Source organism: Caulobacter sp. GW821-FHT10A10, from assembly GCF_059415745.1.
Window position 1 is genome coordinate 22,595 of record NZ_JBWKNV010000015.1, and the last position, 24,762, is coordinate 47,356.

The 24,762-nt window shown below is 69.6% G+C and carries 29 protein-coding genes and 1 pseudogene; 22 read left to right on the forward strand and 8 right to left on the reverse strand.

Annotated elements, in window-relative coordinates; all coding sequences use genetic code 11:
• Positions 1-92 precede the first annotated feature (92 nt).
• The 5 genes from AC07NS_RS25995 to rplQ all read left to right on the forward strand — a co-directional run bounded on the left by AC07NS_RS25995 (position 93) and on the right by rplQ (position 3,300).
• On the forward strand, positions 93-662 hold the full coding sequence (locus tag AC07NS_RS25995; protein ID WP_494608051.1) for an adenylate kinase: 570 nt from the start codon (positions 93-95) through the stop codon (positions 660-662).
• 172 nt (positions 663-834) lie between these two features.
• The gene (gene rpsM, locus AC07NS_RS26000; protein ID WP_110119926.1) at positions 835-1,203 is read left to right on the forward strand and encodes a 30S ribosomal protein S13; all 369 of its coding nucleotides are present in this window, start codon (positions 835-837) and stop codon (positions 1,201-1,203) included.
• 13 nt (positions 1,204-1,216) lie between these two features.
• Entirely contained in the window at positions 1,217-1,606 is a 390-nt protein-coding gene (rpsK, locus tag AC07NS_RS26005) for a 30S ribosomal protein S11 (protein ID WP_058348453.1), read from the forward strand.
• A gap of 73 nt (positions 1,607-1,679) precedes the next feature.
• Positions 1,680-2,696, forward strand: a complete 1,017-nt coding sequence (locus AC07NS_RS26010; RefSeq protein ID WP_101715822.1) for a DNA-directed RNA polymerase subunit alpha — start codon at positions 1,680-1,682, stop codon at positions 2,694-2,696.
• Positions 2,697-2,886: 190 nt separating this feature from the next.
• Complete coding sequence (gene rplQ / locus AC07NS_RS26015; protein ID WP_110119927.1) at positions 2,887-3,300, forward strand: 50S ribosomal protein L17; 414 nt, start codon at positions 2,887-2,889, stop codon at positions 3,298-3,300.
• Between the two features lie 94 nt (positions 3,301-3,394).
• Here rplQ and AC07NS_RS26020 read toward each other — a convergent pair.
• The 4 genes and pseudogenes from AC07NS_RS26020 to AC07NS_RS26035 all read right to left on the reverse strand — a co-directional run.
• Positions 3,395-3,547 (reverse strand): annotated as a pseudogene (locus AC07NS_RS26020) (hypothetical protein); the annotation flags it as partial.
• A complete protein-coding gene (locus AC07NS_RS26025; RefSeq protein ID WP_494608053.1) occupies positions 3,544-4,191 on the reverse strand; it encodes a hypothetical protein in 648 nt (215 codons plus the stop codon). The gene AC07NS_RS26025 and the pseudogene AC07NS_RS26020, both read right to left, overlap by 4 nt.
• Entirely contained in the window at positions 4,188-4,994 is an 807-nt protein-coding gene (locus tag AC07NS_RS26030; RefSeq protein ID WP_494608055.1) for a DUF2705 family protein, read from the reverse strand. Before AC07NS_RS26030 ends, AC07NS_RS26025 begins: the two co-directional genes overlap by 4 nt.
• Entirely contained in the window at positions 4,984-5,886 is a 903-nt protein-coding gene (locus tag AC07NS_RS26035; RefSeq protein ID WP_494608057.1) for an ABC transporter ATP-binding protein, read from the reverse strand. The genes AC07NS_RS26030 and AC07NS_RS26035 overlap by 11 nt, the downstream gene beginning before the upstream one ends.
• 161 nt (positions 5,887-6,047) lie before the next feature.
• Between AC07NS_RS26035 and AC07NS_RS26040 the strand changes: the two genes are divergently transcribed.
• The 13 genes from AC07NS_RS26040 (at position 6,048) to AC07NS_RS26100 (ending at position 15,554) form a co-directional block, all read left to right on the forward strand.
• Positions 6,048-7,301 (forward strand): alkaline phosphatase family protein, encoded by a 1,254-nt coding sequence (locus AC07NS_RS26040; protein WP_494608059.1) that lies wholly within the window; start codon positions 6,048-6,050, stop codon positions 7,299-7,301.
• Positions 7,302-7,400: 99 nt separating this feature from the next.
• A complete protein-coding gene (locus AC07NS_RS26045; protein WP_494608061.1) occupies positions 7,401-7,844 on the forward strand; it encodes a VOC family protein in 444 nt (147 codons plus the stop codon).
• The gene (locus AC07NS_RS26050) at positions 7,841-8,182 is read left to right on the forward strand and encodes an MmcQ/YjbR family DNA-binding protein (protein WP_494608062.1); all 342 of its coding nucleotides are present in this window, start codon (positions 7,841-7,843) and stop codon (positions 8,180-8,182) included. The genes AC07NS_RS26045 and AC07NS_RS26050 overlap by 4 nt, the downstream gene beginning before the upstream one ends.
• Complete coding sequence (locus tag AC07NS_RS26055) at positions 8,179-8,499, forward strand: ArsR/SmtB family transcription factor (protein WP_494608064.1); 321 nt, start codon at positions 8,179-8,181, stop codon at positions 8,497-8,499. Before AC07NS_RS26050 ends, AC07NS_RS26055 begins: the two co-directional genes overlap by 4 nt.
• Positions 8,496-8,969, forward strand: a complete 474-nt coding sequence (locus tag AC07NS_RS26060) for an SRPBCC domain-containing protein (protein ID WP_494608066.1) — start codon at positions 8,496-8,498, stop codon at positions 8,967-8,969. The genes AC07NS_RS26055 and AC07NS_RS26060 overlap by 4 nt, the downstream gene beginning before the upstream one ends.
• Positions 8,970-9,136: 167 nt before the next feature.
• Complete coding sequence (locus AC07NS_RS26065) at positions 9,137-10,402, forward strand: TCR/Tet family MFS transporter (RefSeq protein ID WP_494608068.1); 1,266 nt, start codon at positions 9,137-9,139, stop codon at positions 10,400-10,402.
• A 101-nt stretch (positions 10,403-10,503) separates the two neighbouring features.
• Positions 10,504-11,934 (forward strand): Do family serine endopeptidase, encoded by a 1,431-nt coding sequence (locus AC07NS_RS26070; protein WP_494608070.1) that lies wholly within the window; start codon positions 10,504-10,506, stop codon positions 11,932-11,934.
• Positions 11,935-12,003: 69 nt separating this feature from the next.
• Positions 12,004-13,305 (forward strand): replication-associated recombination protein A, encoded by a 1,302-nt coding sequence (locus tag AC07NS_RS26075; protein ID WP_494608072.1) that lies wholly within the window; start codon positions 12,004-12,006, stop codon positions 13,303-13,305.
• A 72-nt stretch (positions 13,306-13,377) separates the two neighbouring features.
• Entirely contained in the window at positions 13,378-13,605 is a 228-nt protein-coding gene (locus AC07NS_RS26080) for a hypothetical protein (protein ID WP_110118185.1), read from the forward strand.
• Positions 13,602-13,733 (forward strand): hypothetical protein, encoded by a 132-nt coding sequence (locus AC07NS_RS26085; protein WP_255580256.1) that lies wholly within the window; start codon positions 13,602-13,604, stop codon positions 13,731-13,733. Before AC07NS_RS26080 ends, AC07NS_RS26085 begins: the two co-directional genes overlap by 4 nt.
• On the forward strand, positions 13,726-14,532 hold the full coding sequence (locus AC07NS_RS26090; RefSeq protein ID WP_494608104.1) for an RluA family pseudouridine synthase: 807 nt from the start codon (positions 13,726-13,728) through the stop codon (positions 14,530-14,532). Before AC07NS_RS26085 ends, AC07NS_RS26090 begins: the two co-directional genes overlap by 8 nt.
• Positions 14,533-14,570: 38 nt before the next feature.
• A complete protein-coding gene (locus tag AC07NS_RS26095) occupies positions 14,571-15,077 on the forward strand; it encodes a CC0125/CC1285 family lipoprotein (protein WP_494608073.1) in 507 nt (168 codons plus the stop codon).
• Positions 15,078-15,104: 27 nt separating this feature from the next.
• Positions 15,105-15,554: a hypothetical protein gene (locus tag AC07NS_RS26100; protein ID WP_494608074.1), complete on the forward strand. Its 450-nt coding sequence runs from the start codon at positions 15,105-15,107 to the stop codon at positions 15,552-15,554.
• Positions 15,555-15,563: 9 nt separating this feature from the next.
• Here AC07NS_RS26100 and AC07NS_RS26105 read toward each other — a convergent pair whose 3' ends face one another.
• Complete coding sequence (locus AC07NS_RS26105; protein WP_494608075.1) at positions 15,564-16,796, reverse strand: hypothetical protein; 1,233 nt, start codon at positions 16,794-16,796, stop codon at positions 15,564-15,566.
• A gap of 137 nt (positions 16,797-16,933) precedes the next feature.
• Positions 16,934-18,109 carry an energy transducer TonB gene (locus AC07NS_RS26110; protein ID WP_494608076.1) on the reverse strand — a complete coding sequence of 392 codons (1,176 nt, stop codon included), beginning with the start codon at positions 18,107-18,109 and terminating at the stop codon, positions 16,934-16,936.
• 113 nt (positions 18,110-18,222) lie between these two features.
• Here AC07NS_RS26110 and crcB point away from each other — a divergent pair, with 113 nt between their 5' ends.
• Genes crcB through AC07NS_RS26125 form a run of 3 tightly spaced genes read left to right on the forward strand, consistent with a single transcriptional unit; the run spans position 18,223 to position 21,079 of the window.
• A complete protein-coding gene (crcB, locus tag AC07NS_RS26115) occupies positions 18,223-18,606 on the forward strand; it encodes a fluoride efflux transporter CrcB (protein WP_110118190.1) in 384 nt (127 codons plus the stop codon).
• A complete protein-coding gene (locus AC07NS_RS26120; RefSeq protein WP_110118191.1) occupies positions 18,603-19,592 on the forward strand; it encodes an RluA family pseudouridine synthase in 990 nt (329 codons plus the stop codon). Before crcB ends, AC07NS_RS26120 begins: the two co-directional genes overlap by 4 nt.
• The gene (locus tag AC07NS_RS26125; protein ID WP_494608078.1) at positions 19,589-21,079 is read left to right on the forward strand and encodes a 2OG-Fe(II) oxygenase family protein; all 1,491 of its coding nucleotides are present in this window, start codon (positions 19,589-19,591) and stop codon (positions 21,077-21,079) included. The genes AC07NS_RS26120 and AC07NS_RS26125 overlap by 4 nt, the downstream gene beginning before the upstream one ends.
• A 129-nt stretch (positions 21,080-21,208) precedes the next feature.
• On the opposite strand, the gene AC07NS_RS26130 is transcribed toward AC07NS_RS26125, so the two are convergent.
• Together AC07NS_RS26130 and AC07NS_RS26135 are read right to left on the reverse strand one after the other, a co-directional pair.
• Positions 21,209-22,471 (reverse strand): DUF1501 domain-containing protein, encoded by a 1,263-nt coding sequence (locus tag AC07NS_RS26130; RefSeq protein WP_494608080.1) that lies wholly within the window; start codon positions 22,469-22,471, stop codon positions 21,209-21,211.
• Positions 22,468-23,919: a DUF1800 domain-containing protein gene (locus tag AC07NS_RS26135; RefSeq protein ID WP_494608081.1), complete on the reverse strand. Its 1,452-nt coding sequence runs from the start codon at positions 23,917-23,919 to the stop codon at positions 22,468-22,470. Before AC07NS_RS26135 ends, AC07NS_RS26130 begins: the two co-directional genes overlap by 4 nt.
• A gap of 105 nt (positions 23,920-24,024) precedes the next feature.
• On the opposite strand from AC07NS_RS26135, the gene AC07NS_RS26140 reads away from it, so the two are divergent.
• On the forward strand, positions 24,025-24,753 hold the full coding sequence (locus AC07NS_RS26140) for an ATP12 family chaperone protein (protein ID WP_494608083.1): 729 nt from the start codon (positions 24,025-24,027) through the stop codon (positions 24,751-24,753).
• The last annotated feature ends 9 nt before the right edge of the window (positions 24,754-24,762 follow it).

Below are 24,762 nucleotides of genomic sequence, written 5' to 3' on the forward strand. Positions count from 1 at the left end.
TTGTGACAATCCGGCTTCCGTTTTCTTTGTACGCATTCTAGGTCTGACCAAGAGAGGGCGTCAGACCCTGGGAAACGCGTAAAGGGGCTTATATGAACTTGATCCTGTTTGGCCCTCCCGGGGCGGGCAAGGGCACCCAGGCCAAGCGATTGGTCGAGCAGCGCGGCATGGTCCAGCTTTCGACCGGCGACATGCTGCGCGCCGCCATCGCTTCGGGCTCCGAGCTCGGCCTGAAGGTCAAGGACGTGCTGGACCGCGGCGACCTGGTCACCGACGAAATCGTCATCGCTCTGATCGAAGAGCGCCTGCCCGAGGCCGAGGCCGCCGGCGGCGCCATCTTCGACGGCTTCCCGCGCACGGTCGCCCAGGCCGAGGCGCTGGACGCCATGCTGGCCAAGCGCGGCCAGAAGATCGACTCCGTCGTGCGACTCGAAGTAGACGAGCCAGCCTTGATCGAGCGGATCACCAAGCGATACGCGGAGCAGGGGCGGTCTGACGACAACCCCGAAACCTTCGTGAACCGTCTGGCCCGCTACAACGCCGACACCGCGCCGCTGCTGCCGTACTACCGTGCGCAGGACAAACTGGTGGCGGTCGACGGCATGGGGACCGTGGAAGCGGTCGCCGGAGCGATCGACACGGCCCTTTCGGTCGTGGCGTGACTTTTAACGGAATCCGTTCCCTGAACGGATTCCGCCATTGACGGATGCGCAACTATCCCTATAACGGGGCGCTTCCGCGAAAGGGCGCGATCTGTGCGCGTCGGTCTGGGTCTTCGGATCGGGCCGAGCGCGCCGTTCGCGTCTTTGGTGCGTGACTAGGAGAACATTAGACGTGGCCCGTATCGCAGGCGTCAACATCCCGACGAACAAGCGCGTTGTCATCGCGCTTCAGTACATTCACGGCATCGGCCCGAAGTCCGCTCGTGACATCGTCACGAAGGTGGGCATCGAGGACGCCCGTCGCGTCAATCAATTGACCGACGCGGAAGTCCTGCAGATCCGCGAGACGATCGACCGTGAGTTCACCGTGGAAGGCGACCTGCGTCGCGAAAACTCGATGAACATCAAGCGTCTGATGGACCTGGCCTGCTACCGCGGCCTGCGTCACCGTAAGGGCCTCCCGGTCCGCGGCCAGCGCACCCACACGAACGCCCGCACCCGCAAGGGTCCGGCCAAGCCGATCGCCGGCAAGAAGAAGTAAGGTAGCCTGACCGATGGCCAAGGAACCGGGTCGCGTTAAAAAGCGCGAACGCAAAAACATCACCTCGGGCGTGGCGCACGTGAACGCCTCGTTCAACAACACCATGATCACCATCACCGACGCTCAGGGGAACACCATCTCCTGGTCGAGCGCCGGCATGATGGGCTTCAAGGGCTCGCGCAAGTCGACCCCGTACGCCGCTCAGATGGCCGCCGAAGACGCGGGCAAGAAGGCTGCGGAACACGGCGTGAAGACCCTGGAAGTGAACGTCTCGGGTCCGGGTTCGGGTCGTGAGTCGGCTCTGCGCGCTCTGCAGGCCGTCGGCATGACCATCACGACGATCCGCGACGTCACGCCGATCCCGCACAACGGCTGCCGTCCGCCCAAGCGCCGTCGCGTCTAGTATTTTTTAGATCCAATTCTCCTTCGCCGGCTGCGTCAAACGCGGCCGGCGAGTCGCGTTCAAGGGACACCACGTGATCGAAAGAAACTGGAACGAGCTGATCCGTCCTGAGAAGCCGCAGATCGAAACCGGCGCCGACGCCAGCCGCAAGGCCCGCATCGTCGCCGAGCCGCTCGAGCGCGGTTTCGGTGTGACGCTCGGCAACGCCCTGCGTCGCGTTCTTCTCTCGTCGCTGCAAGGCGCCGCCGTCACCGCCATCCAGATCGATGGCGTGGTGCACGAATTCTCTTCGCTCGAAGGCGTTCGTGAAGACGTCGTCGACATCGTTCTGAACATCAAGCAACTCGCCGTGCGCATGCACGCCGAGGGCCCCAAGCGCATGACCCTGCGCGCCTCGGGCGCCGGTCCGGTCACTGCTGGCCAGATCGAAACCCCGGCCGACATCGAGATCCTCAACCCCGATCACGTGCTCTGCACGCTGGACGAGGGCGGCTCGGTGCGCATGGAGTTCACGGTCAACACCGGCAAGGGCTACGTCCCGGCCGACCAGAACCGTCCGGAAGACGCGCCGATCGGCCTGATCGCCGTCGACGCCCTGTACTCGCCGGTGAAGCGCGTGGCCTACAAGGTCGAGCCGACCCGCGAAGGCCAGCGTCTGGACCGTGACAAGCTGACCCTGGAAGTCGAGACCAACGGCGCCGTCACTCCGGTGGACGCAGTGGCCTACGCCGCCCGCATCCTGCAAGACCAGCTGCAGATCTTCATCACCTTCGAAGAGCCCAAGGCCAAGGCCGCGGACGAGTCGAAGCCCGAGCTGCCGTTCAACCCGGCGCTGCTCAAGAAGGTCGACGAGCTGGAACTGTCGGTCCGTTCGGCCAACTGCCTGAAGAACGACAACATCGTCTACATCGGCGACCTGATCCAGAAGACCGAAGCCGAGATGCTCCGCACCCCGAACTTCGGCCGCAAGTCGCTGAACGAGATCAAGGAAGTTCTCGCCGGCATGGGTCTGCATCTCGGCATGGACGTGCCGAACTGGCCGCCGGAAAACATCGAAGACCTGGCCAAGAAGTTCGACGACCAGATCTAAGACACTATCGCGCTGAATCCGGGCCGCTCTTCGACCTCATCGAGGCCGAAGGGCGGCCTGGGCCTTTTGAAGCCGCACTGCGGTGGAGGGCCCCGGCGCTTCGTTGTGACCCGGCCGGGATGCGAGCTGGGACTGGTGACAACAGGCGCCTCTTTCGCGCCGCTCGGGCCAAGAGCCCAGGAGATACCCAATGCGTCACGGTTACGCCCATCGCAAACTCGGCCGCACCTCGGCTCACCGCACCGCCATGTTCGCCAACATGTCGGCTTCGCTGATCAAGCACGAGCAGATCGTCACCACCCTGCCGAAGGCCAAGGAACTGCGCCCGATCGTCGAAAAGCTGGTCACCCTGGCCAAGCGCGGCGACCTGCACGCTCGTCGTCAGGCCATCAGCTCGGTCCGCGACGTCGAACAAGTCGGCAAGCTCTTCGCCGTGCTCGGCCCGCGCTACAAGGATCGTCAGGGCGGCTACATCCGCGTCCTGAAGGCCGGCTTCCGCTACGGCGACAACGCCCCGATGGCCGTCATCGAGTTCGTCGACCGCGACGTCTCGGAAAAGGGCAAGGATTCGGGTCCGGTCTACGTCAACGAAGCCGAAGACTAAGAGATCTCGGCCTTGCAGGCTGAAGTAAGAAGGCCCCGGAGCGATCCGGGGCCTTTTTGCTGTTTGGGGCTCGACGAGGGAGCGCCCCAGAGAAACCTCTCCCATAGGGAGAGGGAGGGGCCCGCCGCGAAGCGGTGGGAGGGTGAGGGGTTACAGCGCGCGACGGAGTGCCGGCACGCCGTCAGACGCCGTAACCCCTCACCCTAACCCTCTCCCTGTGGGAGAGGGGGCGTCCGAGGCGCCTCACCGGCTGACGATGATCCCGTCGAACTCCGGCAGGGCCAGGGTCAGCTTTTCACGCGTGAAGGCGCTGGCGGTCAGCGGGCCGTGCACGGTTCCCGGTCCGTCCTTGGCCGCCTCCACATAGTAGAAGCGCGGCGTCTCGTCGGGCAGGTCGCGGCGGGCGATGACGACATAGCGGTCGTTACCGCCGTACTGGTCGATGCGCGGGCCCAGCACCGTCTCGCAGGTCAGGGCGTCGCGCTCCCAGCACAGGCTCAGGTGCTCGCCCTTGGCGTCTGACGCCAGGCGATAGCGGCCGGCGACGGTCTCGTAGGTCCCGTTGAACAGCACCCAGCCCGAATTGCCGGCGGCCCGCACGTAGCGAACGTCCGAGGTGCGCCAGTTGCGATTGAGCAGGCTGGTCTCGCGGCAGAGCGCGACATCGGTGATCGAGGTGAGGCGGCAGGGGGCCGGGCGCCAGGCGCTCGGCGTGGGGGCGGGCTGCACTTCGAAGCCCATCGCCTCTTCCTTCGCCATCGCCTGAAAGACGGCGCCCGCGAAGGCCAGCTTCTGCTGAGCTTCCGACAGGACGAAGTCCGGCTTGCGCGACGGCGCTGTCGCGCAGCCGGCCAGGGTCGCCACGGTCAGGACAATGAGGGCCGCCCTCATTCGCGCGTCAGGTCCTGTCGCTGGAACAGCGCCAGCGCCGCCGCCGACAGGCCGACCGCCCAGGCCAGCAGGAAGGCCAGGGCCTTGGCCCAGGGCAGGGGCTCGTCGACGACGCTGCGGTCCTGCAGCAGCGCCGTCTTCAGCAGGTCGCCCGAGAAGGCCGGCAGCAGCAGGGCCTTCAGGCTCGGCTCGTGCATCCAGGTTGCGACCATCGACTGGGCGGCGGCGAACACGAGTCCGACGATCAGCGCGCCCATGGTCGAGCGCGTGGCCACGCCCACCAGGGCCGCCAGGGCGACCAGCACCACCAGTTGCAGCCAGCTGATGGCGAAGGTTCCGGCCAGGTCGGTCAGCGCCTCGCCGCGATAGGCCACGAACGCTCCGCCGCTGGTCGCCGCGCTGAACAGGCCGCCCAGCGCCGCCGCCAGGGCGTAGAGCACCAGGCTGACCGCCACCGCGATCGCCGCCGTCGCCAGCTTGGCCAGCAGCAGGTTGGCCCGGCCGTTGCGCGGGGTCAGCAGGCGCCAGGTCTCCCAGCGATAGTCGCCGGCCAGAACGGCCGCCGACAGGATCAGCACGAACAGCCCCATGACCGGCGAAGCGCCGCCGGCAAGGGCCTTGACCATCCGTCCCACCAGATCGACCGGAATGGGCGGCGCGCCCTTCATCAGCCGGCGGGCGAAAAGCTCGCCGCCGATGGTCAGCACCAGGCCGGCGATGGGCGCGAACAGCACGCCCCAGAACACCGTGCCGCGGTCCTTCAGAAGCCGGAAGCGCTCGGCGGCGAGGGCGTCAACGAGCATCGGCCGGCTCCTTGGCTTGCAGGATGTCGAGATAGGCGCTTTCCAGGTCGGCCTCGCGCCAGCGGGCCTCGTGGATGTCGACGCCGGCGCCGACCAGGGCGCGGATCAGGGCGGGGGCCTCGCCGCGCTCGATTTGGGCCAGAACGGCGTCGGGACCGTCGGCGCGGCCTTGCTCGCCCAACAGCTCCAGCACCTGGGTCACGGGACTGGCGACCAGGCGAAGGGCGGGCTTGCGGCCGGCCAGGGTCTCGACCGGCCCTTCGGCGACCAGCTTGCCCTTCGACAGGATCGCCACCCGGTCGCAGACGCGGCGCACCTCGTCCAACTGGTGGCTGGCCAGGATGATGGTCGCGCCTTCCTCGGCCGCCAGGCGGCGGATCAGTTCGCGGATCTCCTGGATGCCGGCCGGGTCCATGCCGCTGGTCGGCTCGTCCAGGATGGCCAGCGAGGGGCGGGTGAAGAACACCGCCGCCAGGCCCAGCCGCTGCTTCATGCCCACCGAGAAGGTCGAGGTCTTGCGGTCGGCGGCGTCGCTCAGGCCCACGCGGTCCAGCCAGCCGCCGATGTCGGCGTCGGCGGCGCCGCTCTGCAGGGCCAGCATCTTCAGGGCGTCGCGGGCGGTCAGGTAGGGCGGATAGCGCGGCGTCTCGATCATCGCGCCCACCTGGCGCAGCGACGAGGCGTGGCCGGCCGGCGCGCCCGACAGCCGGGCGACGCCCGAGGTCGGCCGCACCAGGCCCATGGCGATGCGGAACAGGGTGCTCTTGCCCGCGCCGTTGGGACCCAGCACGCCGAACACGCCGCCGGCGGGGATCTTCAAGGTCAGGTCGTCCAGCGCCCGAACGGCGCCGTAGGTCTTGGTCAGCCCCTCGGCCTCCAGCGCGAAACTCATGCGGCGCGGTCCCGGCTCGGCGGCATCGGCGACTCTCCCTTATGAACTTGGCGCGACTATGGGCGCGGAAACGCCGGTCGGCCAAGTTGTTTGGCGCCAGCAATACGAATTGTCGCCAAGCTGTTCTATAGGGGCGGAAGTCTTCGCTTCAGGGCCTGGCCATGACCGTGCTTTCCCGTTTCGCCGCGCTTCTGGCGATCTTCGTTCTCTCAGGCTGCGCCACCGCGCCGCGTCAGGCGGCCGAAGGCCCGCCGCCCAAACCGGCTCTGACCATCCTGGTCTCGATCGACGGCTTCCGGGCCGACTATCTCGACCGCGGCGACACCCCGACCATGAAGGCCCTGGCCGACGGCGGCGTGCGCGCGGCCATGCGGCCCTCGTTCCCGTCGCTGACCTTCCCCAACCACTACGCCCTGGTCACCGGCATGCGCCCCGACCACAACGGCATCGTCAGCAACACGATGGAGGACCCGGAGATCCCGGGCGTCACCTTCACCCTTTCCAACCACGACGCCGTCACCGACACCCGCTGGTGGAGCATGGCCACGCCGATCTGGACCTCGGCCGAGAAGCAGGGCGTGCGCGCCGGCACCATGTTCTGGCCGGGCTCGGAGGCCGAGATCGCCGGCGTGCGGCCCACCAAGTGGGCGGTGTTCGACCAGAAGAAGCTGTCCAACGACCGCGTCGACACCCTGCTGTCGTGGTTGGACGAGACCAAGGACGCGCCGCTGGGCCTGGCCACCCTCTATTTCGACATCGTCGACAGCGCCGGCCACAAGTACGGCCCGGACTCGGCCGAGGTCCGCAAGGCCTCGGCCGACGTGGACGTGGCGATCGCCCGCCTTGTCGAGGGGCTGAAGGCCCGCGGCCTCTACGACCGCACCAACCTGATCATCGTCGCCGACCACGGCATGGCCCCGCTGCCGGCCAGCCAGCGCGTGGTGCTGGACGACAGCGTCGACCTTTCCAAGCTGCGCTACGTCGGCCTGGGCGCCATCGCCAGCCTCTATCCCAAGCCCGGCGAGGAGGCCGCGGTCACCGCCGCCCTGGTCAAGCCGCATCCGCACATGAGTTGCTGGGAGAAGGCCAGGATCCCGGCCCGCCTGCACTATGGAACCAACCGCCGCATCGGCCCGATCGTCTGCTCGGCCCAGACCGGCTGGTACATCACCACCGCCGCCTCGCAGAAAAAGCGCGAGGGCGAGGAGATGCGCGACGGCGGGGCCCACGGCTACGACAACGCCGATCCGCTGATGCGCGCGGTGTTCATCGCCAGCGGTCCGTCCTTCAAGTCGGGCAAGACCCTGCCGGTGTTCGACAATGTCGACGTCTATCCGCTGCTGGCCAAGGTGATCGGCGTGAAGCCGGAAAAGGTCGATGGCGAACTGGCTCCGGTGAAGGCTGCGCTGCGCTGATCGAAAGGCAAGGGCGGGTCGCGAGGCTCGCCCTTTTCTCTTGCTCAGATAATTGCGTTATGCGTTAAATATTGCGTCCAAACGCAATAGGAGGCGCGCATGCCCCGCCTGACCTCGGCCCTCTGTTACAAGGACCCCAAGGCCGCCCTGAAATGGCTGGAGGCCGCGTTCGGCTTCGAGCTCGTCCTGCTGATCGAGGATGGCGAGGGCAATCTCGCTCACTCGCAGATGACGTTCGGCGAGTCCCATGTGATGGTCGGCAACGAGTGGAGCGCCGACCACGCCAGCCCCGCCTCGCTGGGCGGCAAGAACACCCAGACGGTGCACATCCATATCGACGAGGACATCGACGCCCACTGTGCGCGCGCCCGCGCCGCCGGGGCCGAAATCCTCGCCGAGCCCGAGACCCAGTTCTATGGCGACCGCACCTATCGCTGCCGCGATCCCGAGGGCCACATCTGGACCGTGGGCCAGACCGTCCAGGCCGTCACCCGCGAAGAGGCCGAGGCCGCCACCGGCCTGAAGATCCAGGGCTGGGCGTGAGGCCGGACGACTTTCGTCGACTGGCGCTGGCCCTGCCGGGCGTGGTCGAGGGCGCGCACATGGGCACGACCGACTTCCGGGTCGGCCGAATCTTCGCCACCCTCGGCTATCCCGACGCCCGCCATGGCCTGGTGCAGCTGACGCCCGACCTTCAGGACATGCTGGTCGCCGCCGAGCCGGCCGCCTTCGTCCCGGTGAAAGGCGGCTGGGGTCTGAAGGGGGCGACCAATGTCGTGCTCGAGGCCATAGACGAGCCGACCCTGAAGAGCGCCCTGGAGCAGGCCTGGCGGCTGAAGGCCGGCAAGCGCCTGGTCGCCGAACTGGACGCTGCCCGGTGAGCATCGACCGCACCCTGTCGGCCCTGGCCGATCCGCATCGCCGCCGCACGGTCGAGCTGCTGGCCGACGGTCCGCGCCGGGCGGGCGAGCTGGCCGACGCCCTGGGCCTGTCGCCCCCGGCCATGAGCCGTCACCTGCGTACGCTGCGTCAGGCGCAGCTGGTCGAGGAAAGCCATCCACCGTTCGACGCCCGGGTGCGGGTCTACGCCCTGAAGCCCGGTCCGATGGCCGAGCTCAAGGCCTGGGCGGCTGCGGCCGAGGCCCTGTGGAGCGACCAGCTTCTGGCCCTCAAAGCCCATCTGGAGGCCGGCGAATGAGCGCCCGCATCCTCGTGGCCCTGCGCATCAAGGCAGCGCCGGCCCGTGTGTTCGACGCCTTCGTCGGCGAGATCGGCGCCTGGTGGCGGCCCAACCCGCTGTTCTCGTTCACGCCGCGCTCGCCGGGGGAACTGGCTTTCGAGGGCGAAGGGGAGGACGCGCGCCTCGTCGAACGCCTGGCCTCGGGCAAGGTGTTCGAGATCGGCCGGGTGCGGGTCTGGGCGCCGGGCGAGCGGCTGGTGTTCGGCTGGCGCCAGGCGGCCTTCGCCCCCGGCATGGACACCGAGGTCGAGGTCCGCTTCGAGGCCTTCGGGGAGGAGACCCGCGTCACCGTCGAGCATCGCGGCTGGGAAACCGTGCCCGCCGAGCACGTGGCCCGCCACGGCTTTCCGGATCAGCTGTTCCTGCTGCGCCACGGCCAGTGGTGGACGGGGCTGTTGGAGGGGCTGGCTGGGCATCTCCACCCGTAAAATCCCCGCGAAAGCGGGGACCCAGGCCTTTTCTGAAACGCGTGGCGCTCGACGACAAAACACCTGGGTCCCCGCTTTCGCGGGGATTTTACGGAGAGAGGATCGGGGCTTCGACCCTTGCCGACTATCCGCCACGCGGTCAAAGATCCCGCCCCTCGGGAGGTCCCATGTCCGAACCCATCGCCCATCCGGCCCGCAAGGCGGCCCTGGGCTTCATCTTCATCACCGCCCTGATGGACGTGCTGTCGCTGGGACTGATGATCCCGGTGCTGCCCAGCCTGGTGAAGTCCATGGCCGGCGGCCGCACCGACGACGCCGCCCAGTGGACCGCCGCCTTCGGCATGGTCTGGGGCGTGATGCAGTTCGTCTGCTCGCCGATCCTGGGCATGCTGTCCGACCGCTTCGGCCGCCGGCCGGTGATCCTGATCTCGATCTTCGGACTGGGGATCGACTACATCTTCATGGCCCTGGCCCCGACCCTGTGGTGGCTGTTCCTCGGCCGGATCATCCACGGGGCGACGGCGGCCAGCTTCTCGGCGGCCGGGGCCTATATCGCCGACGTCACGCCCGAGAAGGGCCGGGCTAAGGCCTTCGGCCTGATCGGCGCGGCCTGGAGCGCGGGGTTCATCGTCGGCCCGGCTCTGGGCGGGCTTCTGGGTAAGATCGATCTGCACCTGCCGTTCTGGGTGGCGGCCGGCATGGCGCTGCTGAACTGGCTGTACGGCCTGCTGGTGCTGCCCGAGTCCCTACCGCCCGAGCGCCGCGTGGCCCGCTTCGACTGGACCAAGGCCAATCCCGTCGGCTCGCTGAAGCTCCTGGGCTCGCATCCCGACCTGCCGCGCCTGGGCGTGGTCAGCTTCCTGATGCAGCTGGCCCACAACGCCTATCCCAGCATCTTCGTGCTCTACACCGGCTATCGCTACGGTTGGGACACCGCCCAGATCGGCCTCCTGATGATGCTGTCGGGCGTGCTGGGCGTCATCGTCCAGGCGGTGCTGATCGGCCCGATCGTCGATCGCCTGAAGGAGCGCGGGGCGGTGATCGCGGGCCTGGTCTGCTTCGTCGTCTCGTTCGGGATCTTCGCCTTCGCCCCGACCGGCTGGATCTTCGCCTCGGGCTTGGCCGTAGGCGCCTTCTCGGCCCTGATCCAGCCCGGCCTGATGGGCATGATGACCAAGCGCGTCGGCCCCAGCGAGCAGGGCCAGCTGCAGGGCGCCAACTCGGCCATCATGGGCCTGACCGCCATCGTCGGGCCGGTGCTCTACGGCCTGACCCTGGCCTTCGCCGTGCGCCACGAGCAGACCCTGCACCTGCCTGGCCTGCCGCTGGTCATCGCCGGCCTGCTGGCCCTGGGCGGTCTGGCCGTGATCCTGCGCACGCGCCGCGCCCGTCCGATGGCGGTCGGGGAACCCGGCCTTGATCCCGCGCGCTGAAGGCCTTGAATGCGCCCGAAACCTTCGCTGTTTAGGGGCGAAGACGCGCGTCCGCTCTCCCATGAGGTGCTCGCGCTGCAAGATCTGACGGAGCCATCGACTTGTCCAAGCCCGCCCTTCGCGTCCTGATCCCGACCCTGGCCCTGCTGGCCGCCTGCTCGGATCCGGCCTCGCGCAGCCAGGCCCAGTCCATCCCCGACCTCGCCCAGCCGACCCGCAAGTCGCCGACCGACCCGATGTCGATGAAGGCCTCCTTCGCCCCGGTGGTGAAGAAGACCGCCCCCGCCATCGTCAACGTCGCCAGCCGCCGCGTCGTGCGCCAGCAGGCCGATCCGTTCTGGGACTTCTTCATGGGCGGCCGCGGCGGCGCGCCCCGCTCGCAGGTGCAGGGCTCGCTCGGTTCGGGCGCCATCGTCCGCGCCGACGGGGTGATCATCACCAACCACCACAACATCGAGAACATGAGCGACATCACCGTGCAGCTCGCCGATCGGCGCGAGTTCCCGGCCACGGTGCTGCTCGATGACCCGCGCTCGGACCTCGCCGTCCTGAAGATCGACACCAAGGGCGAGCGCCTGCCCACCATCGCCATCGACGACCAGGAGCAGCTCGAGGTCGGCGACCTCGTTCTGGCCATGGGCAACCCGTTCGGGGTCGGCCAGACCGTCACCAACGGCATCGTCTCGGCCCTGGCCCGCACCGACGTCGGCGCGGCCGAGTTCGGCAGCTACATCCAGACCGACGCGGCCATCAATCCCGGCAATTCGGGCGGTCCGCTGGTCGACATGGACGGCGACCTGATCGGGGTGAACACCTTCATCATCTCGCGCTCGGGCTCGTCCAGCGGCGTCGGCTTCGCCATCCCGGCGGCCGTGGTGCGCCAAGTGGTCTCGACCGCGCTCGGCGGCGCCCACAGCGTCGTGCGGCCGTGGCTGGGCGTGCGCGGCCAGCCCGTCACCGGCGAGATCGCCAAGGGTCTGGGCATGTCCACTCCGCGCGGCGTGCTGATCTCCGACGTCTATCCCGGCGCCTCGGCCGACAAGGGCGGCGTCAAGGAAGGCGACGTCATCCTGTCCATCGACGGCCAGCCGGTGAACGACGAAGGCGGCGGCGCCTTCGCCATCGGCACCCACAAGATCGGCGACCGCGTGCCGGTGGTCGTCCGCCGCGGCGACCGCGAGCAGACCCTGACCGTCCGCGCCGAGGCCGCGCCCGAGACCCCGGCCAAGGATGAGCGCACCCTGACCGGCCGCAACCCCTTCGAGGGCGCGACGGTGATGAACATGTCGCCCGCCGCCGCCCAGGACGTCGGCGCCGACGCCTTCTCCGGCAAGGGCGTGCTGGTCACCAAGGTCGGTCAGGGCTTTGCGCTGAACGCCGGCTTGCGTCCCGGCGACTTCGTGCGGGAGGTCAACGGTAAGGCCATCAACACCACCGCCGACCTGGCCGCCGCCGTCCGCAACGAGGCGGCGACCTGGACCGTTGTCATCGAGCGTGGCGGCCAGCGCATCTCGGCCCGTTTCCGCACCTGATCCGGCCGCGACCCTCTCCCTTCGGGGAGAGGGTTTCCGCTGACCGCGGAACCTCCTAAACCTCTTCCCATGTCCGATCTCTTCCAAGCCGCCGGCATCGCGCCCCACGCGCCCGCGCCGCTGGCCGACCGCCTGCGTCCCCAGAGCCTCGATGAGGTGGTGGGCCAGGAGCATCTGCTCGGTCCCGATGGTCCGATCGGCCGGATGGCGGCGGCCCATCGCCTGGCCTCGATGATCCTCTGGGGCCCGCCGGGCACCGGCAAGACCACTATCGCCCGCCTGCTGGCCAAGGCCGGCGGCTATGAGTTCATGCAGATTTCGGCCGTCTTTTCCGGCGTCGCTGACCTGAAGAAGGCCTTCGAACAGGCCCGCATGCGCCGCCAGGCGGGCCTGAGCACCCTGCTGTTCGTCGATGAGATCCACCGCTTCAACCGCGCCCAGCAGGACGGCTTCCTGCCGTTCGTGGAAGAGGGGATCGTCACCCTGGTCGGCGCGACCACCGAGAACCCCTCGTTCGAGCTCAACGGCGCTCTGCTGTCGCGCGCCCAGGTGTTCGTGCTCAAGCGCCTGGACGAGACGGCGCTGGAAAGCCTGCTCGCCAAGGCCGAGGTCGCCGAGAACCGCAAGCTGCCGGTCGACGCCGAGGCCCGTCAGGTGCTGATCGCCATGGCCGACGGCGATGGCCGCTATCTGCTGACCCTGACCGAGACCTTGTTGTCGATCGGCACGGACACGCCGCTCAATCCGACGCAGCTGGGCCAACTGCTCCAGAAGCGCCGCCCCGCCTACGACAAGGATCGCGAAGAGCACTACAACCTGATCTCGGCCCTGCATAAGTCGGTGCGCGGCTCCGATCCGGACGCGGCCCTCTACTGGCTGGCGCGGATGCTGGAGGGCGGGGAGGATCCGCTGTTCATCGCCCGCCGCCTGGTGCGCATGGCCTCGGAAGACATCGGCGCGGCCGATCCGCTGTCCCTGCTGCTGACAACCGCCGCGAAAGACGCCTACGACTTCCTCGGATCGCCCGAAGGCGAGTTGGCCCTGGCCCAGGCCGTGGTGCACATGGCCAGCGCGCCCAAGTCCAACGCCGTCTACACCGCCTACAAGGCCGCCCGCCGCGCGGCCAAGGAGACCGGCAGCCTCATGCCGCCCTCCCACATTCTCAACGCGCCCACCAAGCTGATGAAGACCCTCGGCTATGGCGACGGCTACGCCTACGACCACGATGTCGAGGGCGGCGTCTCGGGCCAGAACTACTTCCCCGACGGCATGGCCCGCCCGAAGTTCTACGAGCCCAAGCCGATCGGCGCCGAGGCCAAGGTCAAGGACCGTCTCGACCACTGGAACCAGCTGCGCCGGGGCGGTAAGTAGGGCGAGTTCGGGCTTGCGTTCGCGCTAAAATTGTTCTTCATTTGTTCGCGCTGGCGAAGATGGAGGGCGAAGGTGGCTGGAGCTGTCGATCCAGAAAAGCGCAGCGCTGACCTGAAAGTCCGCCTCAAGCTCTTCACCACGAATGTGACGACCTACGGCTACGCAATCATGGGGGCGTCCTTCATCGACCCCTACATCAAGGGCGCTGGTTTCAAGACCGCCAGCTATGTGGGCATAGGGCTCGCGATCGTGTTTCACCTACTGGCGTGGTATGCTGCTCCACACGGAGAAAAGTCATGACGCCGCTTGAGGCCATGATCTACATACTCGGACCGATTGGCATCGCCGTCGGCATCTACGCTCTGTTCCTCAAGCGTGAGCTGAACGAGTTGGAAGCCCGGCAACGAGAGAAGCACTCCGCTGAGTAAGTCCCAGACGGGCGCCCCGCGTCCGCCCCGCCGTCCGCCCGCCGCGCCTAAGCCCAAGGCTTCCGATACTCCGATCGAGCTGACGCCGGACGAGATCGCCTTCACGCGTTCGCTGGTGATCCACGAGGACGACAGCGTCTTCGTGCTCAACAAGCCCGCCGGCCTCTCCAGCCAGGGCGGCCGGATCAAGGCCCATACGTTGGATGACCTGCTGTGGGCGCTGGCCCGCCGCGACCGGCCGCGTCCGCGCCTGATCCATCGCCTCGACCGCGACACCTCGGGCGTGATCCTCACCGCCCGCACCAAGCCGGCGGCGACGTTCCTGGGCAAGGCCCTGATGGGCAAGCGCTTCCGCAAGACCTACCTGGCCATCGTCGCGCCCGGCGCGCCCGAGCCGCGCGGCGGCCAGATCGACAAGGCCCTGCGTCGCGAGTCCATCGGCCGCGAGGCCTATATGCGGGTCTGCGAGGACGATCATCCCGACGCCGAGACCGCCCGCAGCCGCTATCGCACCCTGGCCGCCAACGCCCAGGCCGCGCTGGTCGAACTGTCACCTGACACTGGCCGCATGCACCAGCTGCGCGTCCACATGGCCTCGATCGGCCGCCCCATTGCCGGCGACAGCCGCTATGGCGGCGCGCTGATGTTGGCCGGGGCGCCGGTTCCGCGCCTGATGCTGCACGCCGCGCGGCTGGTGTTCCCACACCCCGAAGGCGGCGAGCGGCGGATCGAGGCCCCGATCCCCGACGACATGAAGACCGTGCTGGAAAAGCTGGACTTGGCGCTCCCGGAACGCTGAACTTGGCCGAGCCGTTTGAGAGGCAAGGGAGAAACGTCATGAAGTCCGCCCGCCTCGTCTGCGTCCTCGCCGCCAGCGCCCTGGTCTTGGGCGCCTGCGCCACCGCCAAGCCCACCGTCTACCGGCCGCAGGCCACGGCGACCGACGTCGGCTTCGCCCAGTACAAGATGGAGGAGGGGCGCTATCGCGTGACCTTCCGCGGCGGCCCTGGCGCGCCGGTTGGCCAGGTGACCGACTACGCCCTACTGCGGGCGGCCGAGCTGGCCCTGGCCGACGGCTACAGCTGGTTCCGCGTCGCCGACCGCATCACCCAGTCGACGGGGGGAGGAGGCGGTCCCACCTTCTCGGTCGGCGCCGGTTCGGGCAGCTATGGCCGCCGTTCCAGCGTCGGCCTGGGTCTGGGAACGAGCTTCAACCTCGGTCCCGGTCCCGCGCTCAGCACCACGCTGGAGGTCGTGTTCGGCAAGGGTCCGCGCCCGCCGGGCGAGGCCTACGACGCCCAGAGCGTCGTCAACACCATTGGCAAGGGCATGGGCCGGGTCTGAGGACGGCTCTCAGGGGAAGGACATTCGATGCGGCCATCCGTCTTCGCCGCCGTCGCCGTGCTCTTTGCTTTCGGCCACGCCGACGCCCAGCCGCGCGACCCTCCCACCTACTGGCGAAGCGGTTCGGGTCCCTCCGCCGCCTGTTTCGAACTGGCCGAGGGGCGGGTCCGCGTGCCGGCTTCCAACTTCGTGCGGGCCGCCGACTATTCGCTGGTCGGCGAGACCCTGACGCTGGAAAAGCTGCGCGAGGAGGATTGGACCGCCTGGCATCCCGACCTCTACGGCGCCCGAAAGGCGCGGGAGGAGCGTCAGCGGCTGGCCGATCGCCGGGAGCGGGCGGAGGACGAAGTCTGGTTCCTGCTGCGCGGCTTGCCCCGCGTGGAGAAACAAACCGCCTCGGAACTTGTGCTCCGGGCGCGCGACGGCAGACGGGCGCGGTTCACGGCCACCCAGGTCTGCGACCTTCCGGAGCGATGACCGGCGGCTTTAGGCCGCCGCGCGCGCCGCGTAGGGGTGGGTCGCCCGCAGCGAGGCGTGGCTGAGGCCAGCGGTCTCGGCGGCGGCGAAATAGCCTTCCGCCGGCAGGCCCTGCAGGGAAACCATCGGCGCCAGGCCGCGGGCCTCGCGGCCGAAGGCCATGATGTCGGCGGCGATCTTTTCGGCCGGACCGCCCAGGTCGCAGGCGTCCAGGGTCAGGCCCGCCAGCCGCGCGTCGCGCAGGTGCTTGAAGGCTTCCTTGTCCGGCGGCACGCGGGCGACGACGCCGCGGGTGAGGGCCTTCAGCAGGCCGACCACTTCCAGCAGCCGGCCGGCGGGCGTGCCGCGGGTGACGTCCACCAGTTCGATCATCACCCCGCCGCGCAGCAGAGCCAGCGACAGGCCCGAGGTGCCGGTCAAGAGGTCGCGGCCGCGCTGGGTGCCCAGGGTGCGGAACGAGGCCGGCAGGACGAGGTCGGGGCGCTCGTTGCCCTGAGCGGCCTTGGCGAAGGCCGCGCCGTAGCGCAGCGTCGCCTCGTCGATGAAGGCGATGTCCTTGTCGGCCAGCTTGGTGATCGCCCGCCCGCTGATCGAGCGGCCGGTGCCCAGGTGGGTGACGATCGGCTCGACGCGGATGGCGGTGGTGACGTTGCGGCGCAGGCCGATCACGTGCTCCAGCGCGAAGTCGACCCGCAGGGCAGCGCCGCCGCTGGTGGTGAAGGCCACGGGCGTGCGGCGCATCTCGTCGCTGACGTCCATGTCGGTCCGGAAAGGCGAGCGTTCGGAGTCGCGGCGCGCGCGGGCGGCCAGCACGACGGACGGATCGATGGTGCGGCAGACGACGCCGCCGGCCTCGACCCCGATCACCGAGCGCACCCCGATGTCGCGCAGCTCGGCCGCGCCCAGCAGGTGGGTCAGCACGTCCTCGAGGATGCGGATGCTGGCGGCCTGGGCCGACAGGCCCTGGTCGTTGTGGGTGGCGATCAGGAAGTCGTCCTCGCTGACCCGTCCCCGCAGGTCGGCGCGATCGAGATGTTCGTTCAGCTTGCGCTCGACATAGGTCCAGACGTCGGTGCGCTTGTGCTCCCACCAGTCGCCGGCCCAGCGGCGGATGGCCTTGATGCTGATCACGTTGACCGAGCCGCGACCGATCAGGTCGGAACTGGCCAGCCGGTTCAGCATCGCCGGCGGCAGGGCCAGGCGTTCGGTCGTGTCGTCCTTGGGAGGCAGGGAGGCGGGCATCGGACCGTGGGATTCGCGGGAGGAGATCAGAGGTTGACCTCCTCGCCCTTAACCTCCGGTGCAGGAACAGGGTTTAGGTGTTCTTTACCGTGTCTTCAAAGCCTTGCCAGGCAAGGCCTCGCCCTGTCGCGAAGACGTTAATCCTCGGTGACGGCGTTCATCGCGAAGGTGACCGGGATCAGGCACCCCTTGCGGTCCCAGACCGAGGTGTCCGGCCGAGCGCTCGCCAGCATGTTGCGGGCGGCCGTTCCGAACGCCGCGCTCGGCTGGGCGGCGACGATGTTCACGGGGGTGATGCGGCCGTCGGCCCGAATGTCGAACTCGATGAGCGCCCAGCCCTCGACGGCCTGGCGCGCGAAGGCGCTCGGATAGCTTCGCTGGATCGACAGGTTCAGGGCCGCGGCCTTGACGTCCGAACAGTCGCGCTCCTTCGACGGCGATGGGGTTTTCGGGTAGGCCTTGGCTGTGGCCTCGACGGTTTCCGGGCGAACCGAGAACACGGCGTAGCAGCCCTTCACCGCCTTTCCGGAATGGAACCGGGAGTCCGCGATCGAGGCGGCGGCCAGGTCGGCCAGCACCGGATCGCCGCCCTGGGTCGCGATGCGGACGTTCTGGACCTCGCCCTCGGCGTCGATGTCGTAGAGCACGCCGGCCCACGGCGCGGAAAAGTCGCGGCCGGTGAACGAGCGCAGGTCCGGATAGCTGGTGATGGCCGGGATGCGGCGGGGCGAGCGGCCGCAGTCGCCGCGCGCCGAGATCGCGCTGCGCACCTGCGTCAGGGCCTCGCGCTTGCGCAGGGCGACGACCTCGAGCAGCAGGGCCGTCGGCGCCTTGGTCAGCGGCGTGTAGGTCTGCGAGACCTCGATGCGGCAATCGCTGGCCGGCGCGCCGGCCATGAAGCGCCAGCGGGCGAGGGCGGCCAGCATGTCCTCGGAGGCCGGCGCATCGTCGGCGCGCCGCACGTCGATCGGCGCCCCCTTGGCGTCGATGCCGAAGGTCACGGCGCTGAGGTTGCGGTCGCCGCGTCCCGGCGTGTCCGGCGCCGATCCCACGGGCAGATAGGCCACGCTCACCTCGGGCGCGAAGGGCGCGTTGCGCGCGACGCCGACATTGCGCCCCCCGCAGTGGGCCACGCTCGGCGGCGGACCATACTGCACGATCCGGGTAACGGCTTCGCTGCGCACGGTGGGCAGCGGCGGCGGCATGGGCAGGGGAGGCGGCGGAGGTCCTGCGTTCGGGGGGCGCGGAAGGTCCGGGGCGGCCGATGCGGCGGAGGCGGCGAGCATCAAGGCCAGGGTGAGCAGGCTGCGCATGCTATCTCCGCGAGAGTCTTTGCGGCGACGCTATGCGGCGGCCGTGGCCAAGGTCAAGCGGCCATTGGCGTTCGCAGCTTGGCGTTCAGGGCCTGTCGGCGCATAAGGGGCCCATGACCAAGGTGCTTCTCGTCGCCGTGGGCGGCGCCGCCGGCTCCGTCGCCCGCTATCTCGTGGGAACGGCCGCGCTGCGCTGGATCGGACCGGGCTGGCCCTGGGGCACCCTGACCGTGAATCTGGTCGGCGGCTTCCTGATGGGCATGCTGACCGGCTGGCTGGCTTTCCGCTCGGCCGGCCAACAGGAGACCTTCCGGGTGCTGCTGGGAACCGGCGTCCTCGGGGGCTTCACCACCTTTTCGGCCTTCTCGCTGGAGACCGCGCTCATGATCGAGAAGCGCGCCTACGGCTCGGCCTTCACCTATACCGCCGTCAGCGTCGTGTTCGCCGTGACGGCCCTTTTCGCGGGCCTCTATCTCGCCCGCAGGATGTTCGCATGAAAGAAGTTCGCACCATCTACGTCGATGGGGGCGAGGACGGGGTCCGCCTCGACCGCTGGTTCAAGCGCCGCTGGCCGCACCTGAACCACGTCCAGCTCAACAAGCTGTTCCGCTCGGGGCAGGTCCGGGTCGACGGCTCGCGCGCCAAGGCCGACACCAAGCTGGCGGCTGGCAGCCAGATCCGCGTGCCGCCGCTGCCCGACGCGCCCGATCCGGCCGACAAGGGCAAGCTGTCGGCGCGCGACATCGCCTACGCCCGCTCGCTGGTGCTCTACGAGGACGAGGACGTCCTGGCGCTGAACAAGCCCGCCGGCCTGGCCGTGCAGGGCGGCACCAAGACCACCAAGCACATCGACAAGCTGCTCAGCGCCTGGGGCGAGGGCGTCAACCGTCCGCGCCTGGTGCACCGCCTCGACCGCGACACCTCCGGCGTTCTGCTGCTGGGCAAGACCCCGAGCGCGGCGGCCCGCCTCTCGGGCGCCTTCGCCAAGCGCAAGGCTCAGAAGACCTACTGGGCCATCGTCGTCGGCAATCCGCACCCGACCGAGGGCGTCATCGAGCTGCACCTGGCCAAGCGCGGCGTCAACGACCGCGAGATCGTCGTGCCCGCCGATCCCAAGGACAAGGACGCCTCGCCGGCCGAGACCGAGTTCGTCACCATCAGCCGCGCCGGCCCGCGCGTCAGCTTCATGGCCCTGCGCCCGCACACCGGCCGCACCCACCAGCTGCGCGCGCACATGAAGGCCATCGGCCACCCGATCCTGGGCGATCCCAAGTACGGCGACGAGAAGTCGGCCCAGCTGTCGGAAGGGCTGAAGCTGCAGCTGCACGCCCGCTCGATCCTGCTGCCGCACCCCAGCGCCGGCATGCTGCACATCGAGGCCCCGCTCAGCCCCGAGATGCAGGCGGGCTTCGCCAAGTTCGGCTTCTCCGAGGACGAGGCCGAGCAAAACCCCTTCGCCCGGCGCCAAACCAAGCGGCGATGAACCAAAACCTCGTTCAGCAGGCCTGGGATCTCCTGGGTCGAGGCCGGGCCGACCAGGCCGCCGCCCTGACGGCGGAGGGCGCCGCGCGCGCCACCGCCATGCCGGGCCTGCTGATCGTCCACGCCGCCGCGCTCAAGGGCCTGGGGCGCCATAGCGAGGCTCTGCCGTTCAACGAGCGCGCCGCCCGCGCCGCGCCGCAGGACCGGCTGGCCTGGTACAATCTGGCCGCCACCAACGGTGATCTTGGCCGTCAAGCCGAAGCCGAAGCCGCCGTGCGCAAGGCCATGGCCCTGGGCCTAGACGCGCCGGAAGCCTGGCTGGTCCTGGCCCGCGCGATCCAGTTCCAGCACCGCTACGACGAGGCCGAGGCCGCCTTCCAGGCCGCGATCGCTCGCCGGGCCGCCTTCGTCGACGCGCACCGCGACCTGGCGCAGCTGCGCTGGATGCGAACGGCTGATCTCGACCACGCGCTTGCGCCGCTGAAGGCCGTGCTGGCCGGGCAATCCGACCCGCGCCTTCTGCACGTCCAGGCCTTGGTCGAGGAGTTCGCCGGAAAGCTGCCCCAGGCGCTCGACACCCTGCGCGGCGGCCTGCGCCGCCATCCGGGCGACATCCACCTGCTGCTGACCGCCGCCCACGCCGCCGCCGAACTGGGCGACAGCGCCGAGGGCCTGGCCCACGCCCAGGCGGCCGCCCGCCTGGCCCCGAACGCCGCCCCGGTGCTCAAGGCCTTGGCCGAGGCCCTGCTGGCGGCCGGCGACGCGGCCGGCGCGTCCTTGGCGGCCGGCGCGGTGGCGGCCGCCTTGCCCTACGACCAGCACGCGCTGGCCTTGCAGGCCACGGCCTGGCGGATCCTGGGCGATCCCCGCTACGGCGCGCTCTATGACTACGGCGCCTTCGTGCGGCCCTACGTGCTGCCGACGCCCCAGGGCTGGCCGGACCTACCGAGCTTCCTGGCTGATCTGCGCGCGCGCCTGGGCCAGCTGCACGACTTGGAGACCCATCCGCTCCAGCAGTCCCTTCGCGGCGGCGCCCAGGTGCAGTCGCTACATTCCTCGCCCGAGCCGCTGTTCCAGGCCTTCTTCACGAGCGCCCGGGCCACGGTCGAGCGCTACGCCGCCGAGATCGGCGAGGGGGGCGACCCGCTCCGCGTCCGCCGCACTGGCGCCGCCGCCATCCAGGGCGGCTGGTCGGTCAGCCTCAAGCCCGACGGCTTCCACACCGACCACGTCCACCCGCAGGGCTGGGTGTCGTCGGCCTTCTACATCGACCTGCCGCCGGGCGTGGACGACGCGGACAAGCGCGAAGGCTGGATCAAGTTCGGCCAGCCCGGCTGCGCCACGGCGCCGAAGCTGGCGGCCGAGCATGCGGTGAAACCGGCGCCGGGCACGCTGGTGCTGTTCCCGTCCTACATGTGGCACGGCACCGTGCCGTTCACCGGTGATGCGCGGCGGCTGACGATGGCGTTCGACGCGGTTCCGGGGTGACCGGCATACGCTTGGTTATTTCCCGTAAAATCCCCGCGAAAGCGGGGACCCAGGCTTTTTCTGAAACGCGTGGTGCTTGACGATAAAACACCTGGGTCCCCGCTTTCGCGGGGATTTTACGGATGGAAGTTACACCAGCCCCGTAACCGCCCGCGCCCCCGCGCTATCGGCGAACACCTTGCGCTCCACGGCCGCCCGATCCACCCCCAGGTGATCCACCAGCACGCCCTTGAACAGGCCGCGCATGTCGAGCGTCGGGGCGACGTCGCGGTTCTCGAACAGGGCCGTCTCCTTCAGAGTCGGCCAGTCGCCGATGATGCCGCCGCCCTTCAAAGCCCCGCTCAGCACCAGGGCCGTCGAGGCGGTGCCGTGGTCGGTGCCGCCGGTCCCGTTGACCCGGGCGGTGCGGCCGAACTCGGTGGCGGCGACCACCACCGTGTCCTTCCAGTCCGGACCCAATCCCTCGTGCAGGCCGTCCAGCACCGCATCCAGATAGGCCAGCCGGGTAGCGATCTGGCCGGGCTGGCCGGCGTGGGTGTCGAAGCCGTCCAGCGACAGGGCGGCGATCTGCGGGCCGTCGGCCTGGCGCATGAAGCCGGCCAGGGTCGAGCCCAGCTTGCGCGCCGCCTCGCGACCCTGGCGGTTGTCGGCGGGACGGCCTCCCGGCGCGTTCATGGCCGGCGTGCTCATGGATTGGGCCATGCCGCTGGAGGCGGTGGTCGGCGCGGGGGCCATGGCCGTCATCGCCGCCTGGGCCATGGCCTCGGTCTCCAGCCCGCGCGCGAAGGCGGGGCCGAGCAGGGCGTCGCCCTTGTAGAGGTCCTGCAGCAGGGTGGGCAGGCGTGCGGTCTCGTCGACGCCCTTGCCCGGCGACCAGCTGGCGGCTTGCACCGGCCCGCGCAGGATCAGCGGCGCGACGCCGCCCACCGAAAGGGCCTCGGTCTTGCCCGGCCCCATCACCTGCAGCGTGCGGTTCAGCCAGCCGCTGTCGGCGCCGTAGACCTTGGCCTCGCCGGTCTCCAGCACGTCCTGGGCCTCGAAGTGCGAGCGGGCGCGGTCGGGCGTGGCGATGGCCGGGGCGATCCGCGCCTGGCCCTTCAGCGCCAGGGCGTGGACGGTGGTCAGCGACGGGTGCAGGCCAAAGGTGCCGTCCAGCTTCAGCGCCTCTTCCGGCTTGATTGCGATGGCGCCGCGCAGGGCCGCGTAGTCGGGATCGCCCACCGGCGGGGCGACCGACATGCCGTCCATGCCGCCGCGACAGACCACGACGATCAGCTTCTTGGCGCCCGTCGCGGCATGGGCCTGTCGTCCGACGAAACTGACGGCCACGCCCAAGCTGGCGGCCGCGGCCAGGAACGAACGACGCGAAGGGGAGGGCGAGGCAGCGGTCATCGGCGTTGGAACTCCGGACTCATCACCAGCAGGGCGAAGGCTTCGCGGCGCGTCTCGGCGCGGGCGACGGCGCGGGCCGTGGGCTCGCTCAGCCGCGCCCCCAGGGCCGAGCGGGCCAGGGCGTCGGGATCGCGGGTGTCGGCCACGGCCGAGGCGAAGCCCTGCGCCCACTGCATGCGCTTGATCAGCCCATCGGGCGAGGCCCAGGCCTGCGCCTCCTCCGGCCAGCCCTTGGGCGAGGGCGGGGTGAACGGTTTCTGGTTCAGGCTGGTCAGGATCGGGTTCAGCTTCTCGATCTTCTCCGGCCGGCCGCCCACGGCCCGCCAGGTCGAGACCACGAACTCGTAGGGCGTCTTGATCTTGGCCGGGGCCGGGTCCCAGGCCTCCGGGGCCTCGATCAGCGCCTCCGCTACCTCATCCAGCCGCCCGCCGGTGTCCATCCAGCGCTTTTCCAGCCGCGCGACCAGGGCGGGGGAGGGATCGTCGGCGACGAAGTGGCGGGCCAGCTTGCCGCAGACGTGGCGGGCGGTGCGCCGGTCGGTCGCCAACGCCTTCAGCACCGCCAGCCCCTGGCCCTCGCCGTCCTCGGCGTAGCGCGCGCCCAGTATGGCCCGCTCGCCCGGCTCGTGGGCGTTGACGCGGAACAGGAAGGCCCCGGCGTCCGGATCCTGCGCCCGGCCGATGCTGAAGCCGGTCAGGGCGCGGGCGAATTCGGTGACGTCGGCCTGGGCGTAGCCGCCATCGACGCCGACCGTGTGCAGCTCCAGGATCTCGCGGGCCAGGTTCTCGTTCAGCCCAACTCGCCGATTGTTGCCGCGCCCCGCCGCCCGGCTGGTCGGGCCGATCGACTGGGCCTGGTCCAGGTAGGTCAGCATGGCCGGATGGGTGCTGGAGGCGACCAGCAGGTCTTCGAAGCGGCCGAACACGTTGGGCCGGATCGCCTCGCGCTCGAATGGCCCGATCATCACAGCAGTCTGCTGCTTGGTGGCCGAGACCGTGAAATGGTTGGCGAAGAACAACGCCCAGCGCTCGCGAAAGCCAGCCGGGGTGTCGCAGGCCAGTTGGGCGCGCGACAGGAAATCGTCGCTGGTCTTGTCGCGCAGATAGCGCTGGGCGTCCTTCTGGGCCTGCTGCAGGGCGTCGCGGCCGGGCTTGGCGTCGACCAGCGGGATCGGTTTCATGCCGTCCTCGCCCATGCGCTCGCCGCCCGACATCTTGGCATTCTGGCGCATGGCGCGCCGCTCCATGCGGTAGTCGGCGAAGGCGGCGAAGCGCGTGGCGGCGCTGTCGCCGTCGTCCTGGGGCAGGTCGGCGCCCTCGCGGCGGATCTGGTCGGTAAGGAAACCCCTGGGATCGCTTCGCGCCGCGTCGATCTCGCCCGGCCGCGCGCCCATCCCGAAGCGGGTGGCGGCCAGGGCGGCCATCAGGTCCTTCGAAGGCAGGCTCAAGGCGGCTCTCCCTTTCGGTCTGGCTTGCAGTCCGGATGGCTATCGCTCATTCAACGCGGCGGCGACGCTCTTGCTTCGCCCTTATCGAAGAAATGAGCCTTTCCCGTGTCCGACAAGCCCGACCTGATCGACAAGCCGCGCCGCTTCTACAAGGCCGCGACCGCGGGCGAGGCCAAGGACGGCGTCTGGCCGGTGCTGCTGGACGGCCGCACGCCCAAGTCGCCGCAGAAGAAGCCGCTTGCCCTGCCGACCCTGGCCCTGGCGGAAGTCGTCGCCGGCGAGTGGGAGGCCCAGGAAAAGGTCATCGACTCCACGGCCATGCCGGCCACGCGCCTGGCCTTCACCGCCATCGACCGGATCGCCGAAACCCGCGCCGAGGTCGCCCGCGAGGTGGCCGCCTACGCCGGCTCGGACCTGCTGTGCTACCGCGCCGACGGCCCCACGCCGCTGATCGAGCGGCAGGAACGCGAGTGGGGCGCCATGCTCGACTGGGCCAAGGCCGAGCACGGCGTCGTCCTGACCCCGGTCACCGGGATCATCCACGCCCCGCAGCCGCCAGCCACCCTGGCCACGGTCGAGGCCCTGGCCCTGACGCTGGACGACTTCAGCCTGGCGGGCGTGGCCTACGCCGCGGGCCTGCTGGGCTCCACCGTGCTGGCCCTGGCTCTGCGCGCCGGCCGCGTCACCGGCCAGAAGGCGCTGGACCTGTCGCGTCTGGACGAGATCTACCAGGCCGAACAGTGGGGCGACGACCACGAGGCCGTGACCCGCGCCGCCAACCTGGCGATCGAGGCCGCCGTCCTCGAGCGGTGGTTCGCCGCCCTGCGTCGGTGAAAATGCGAC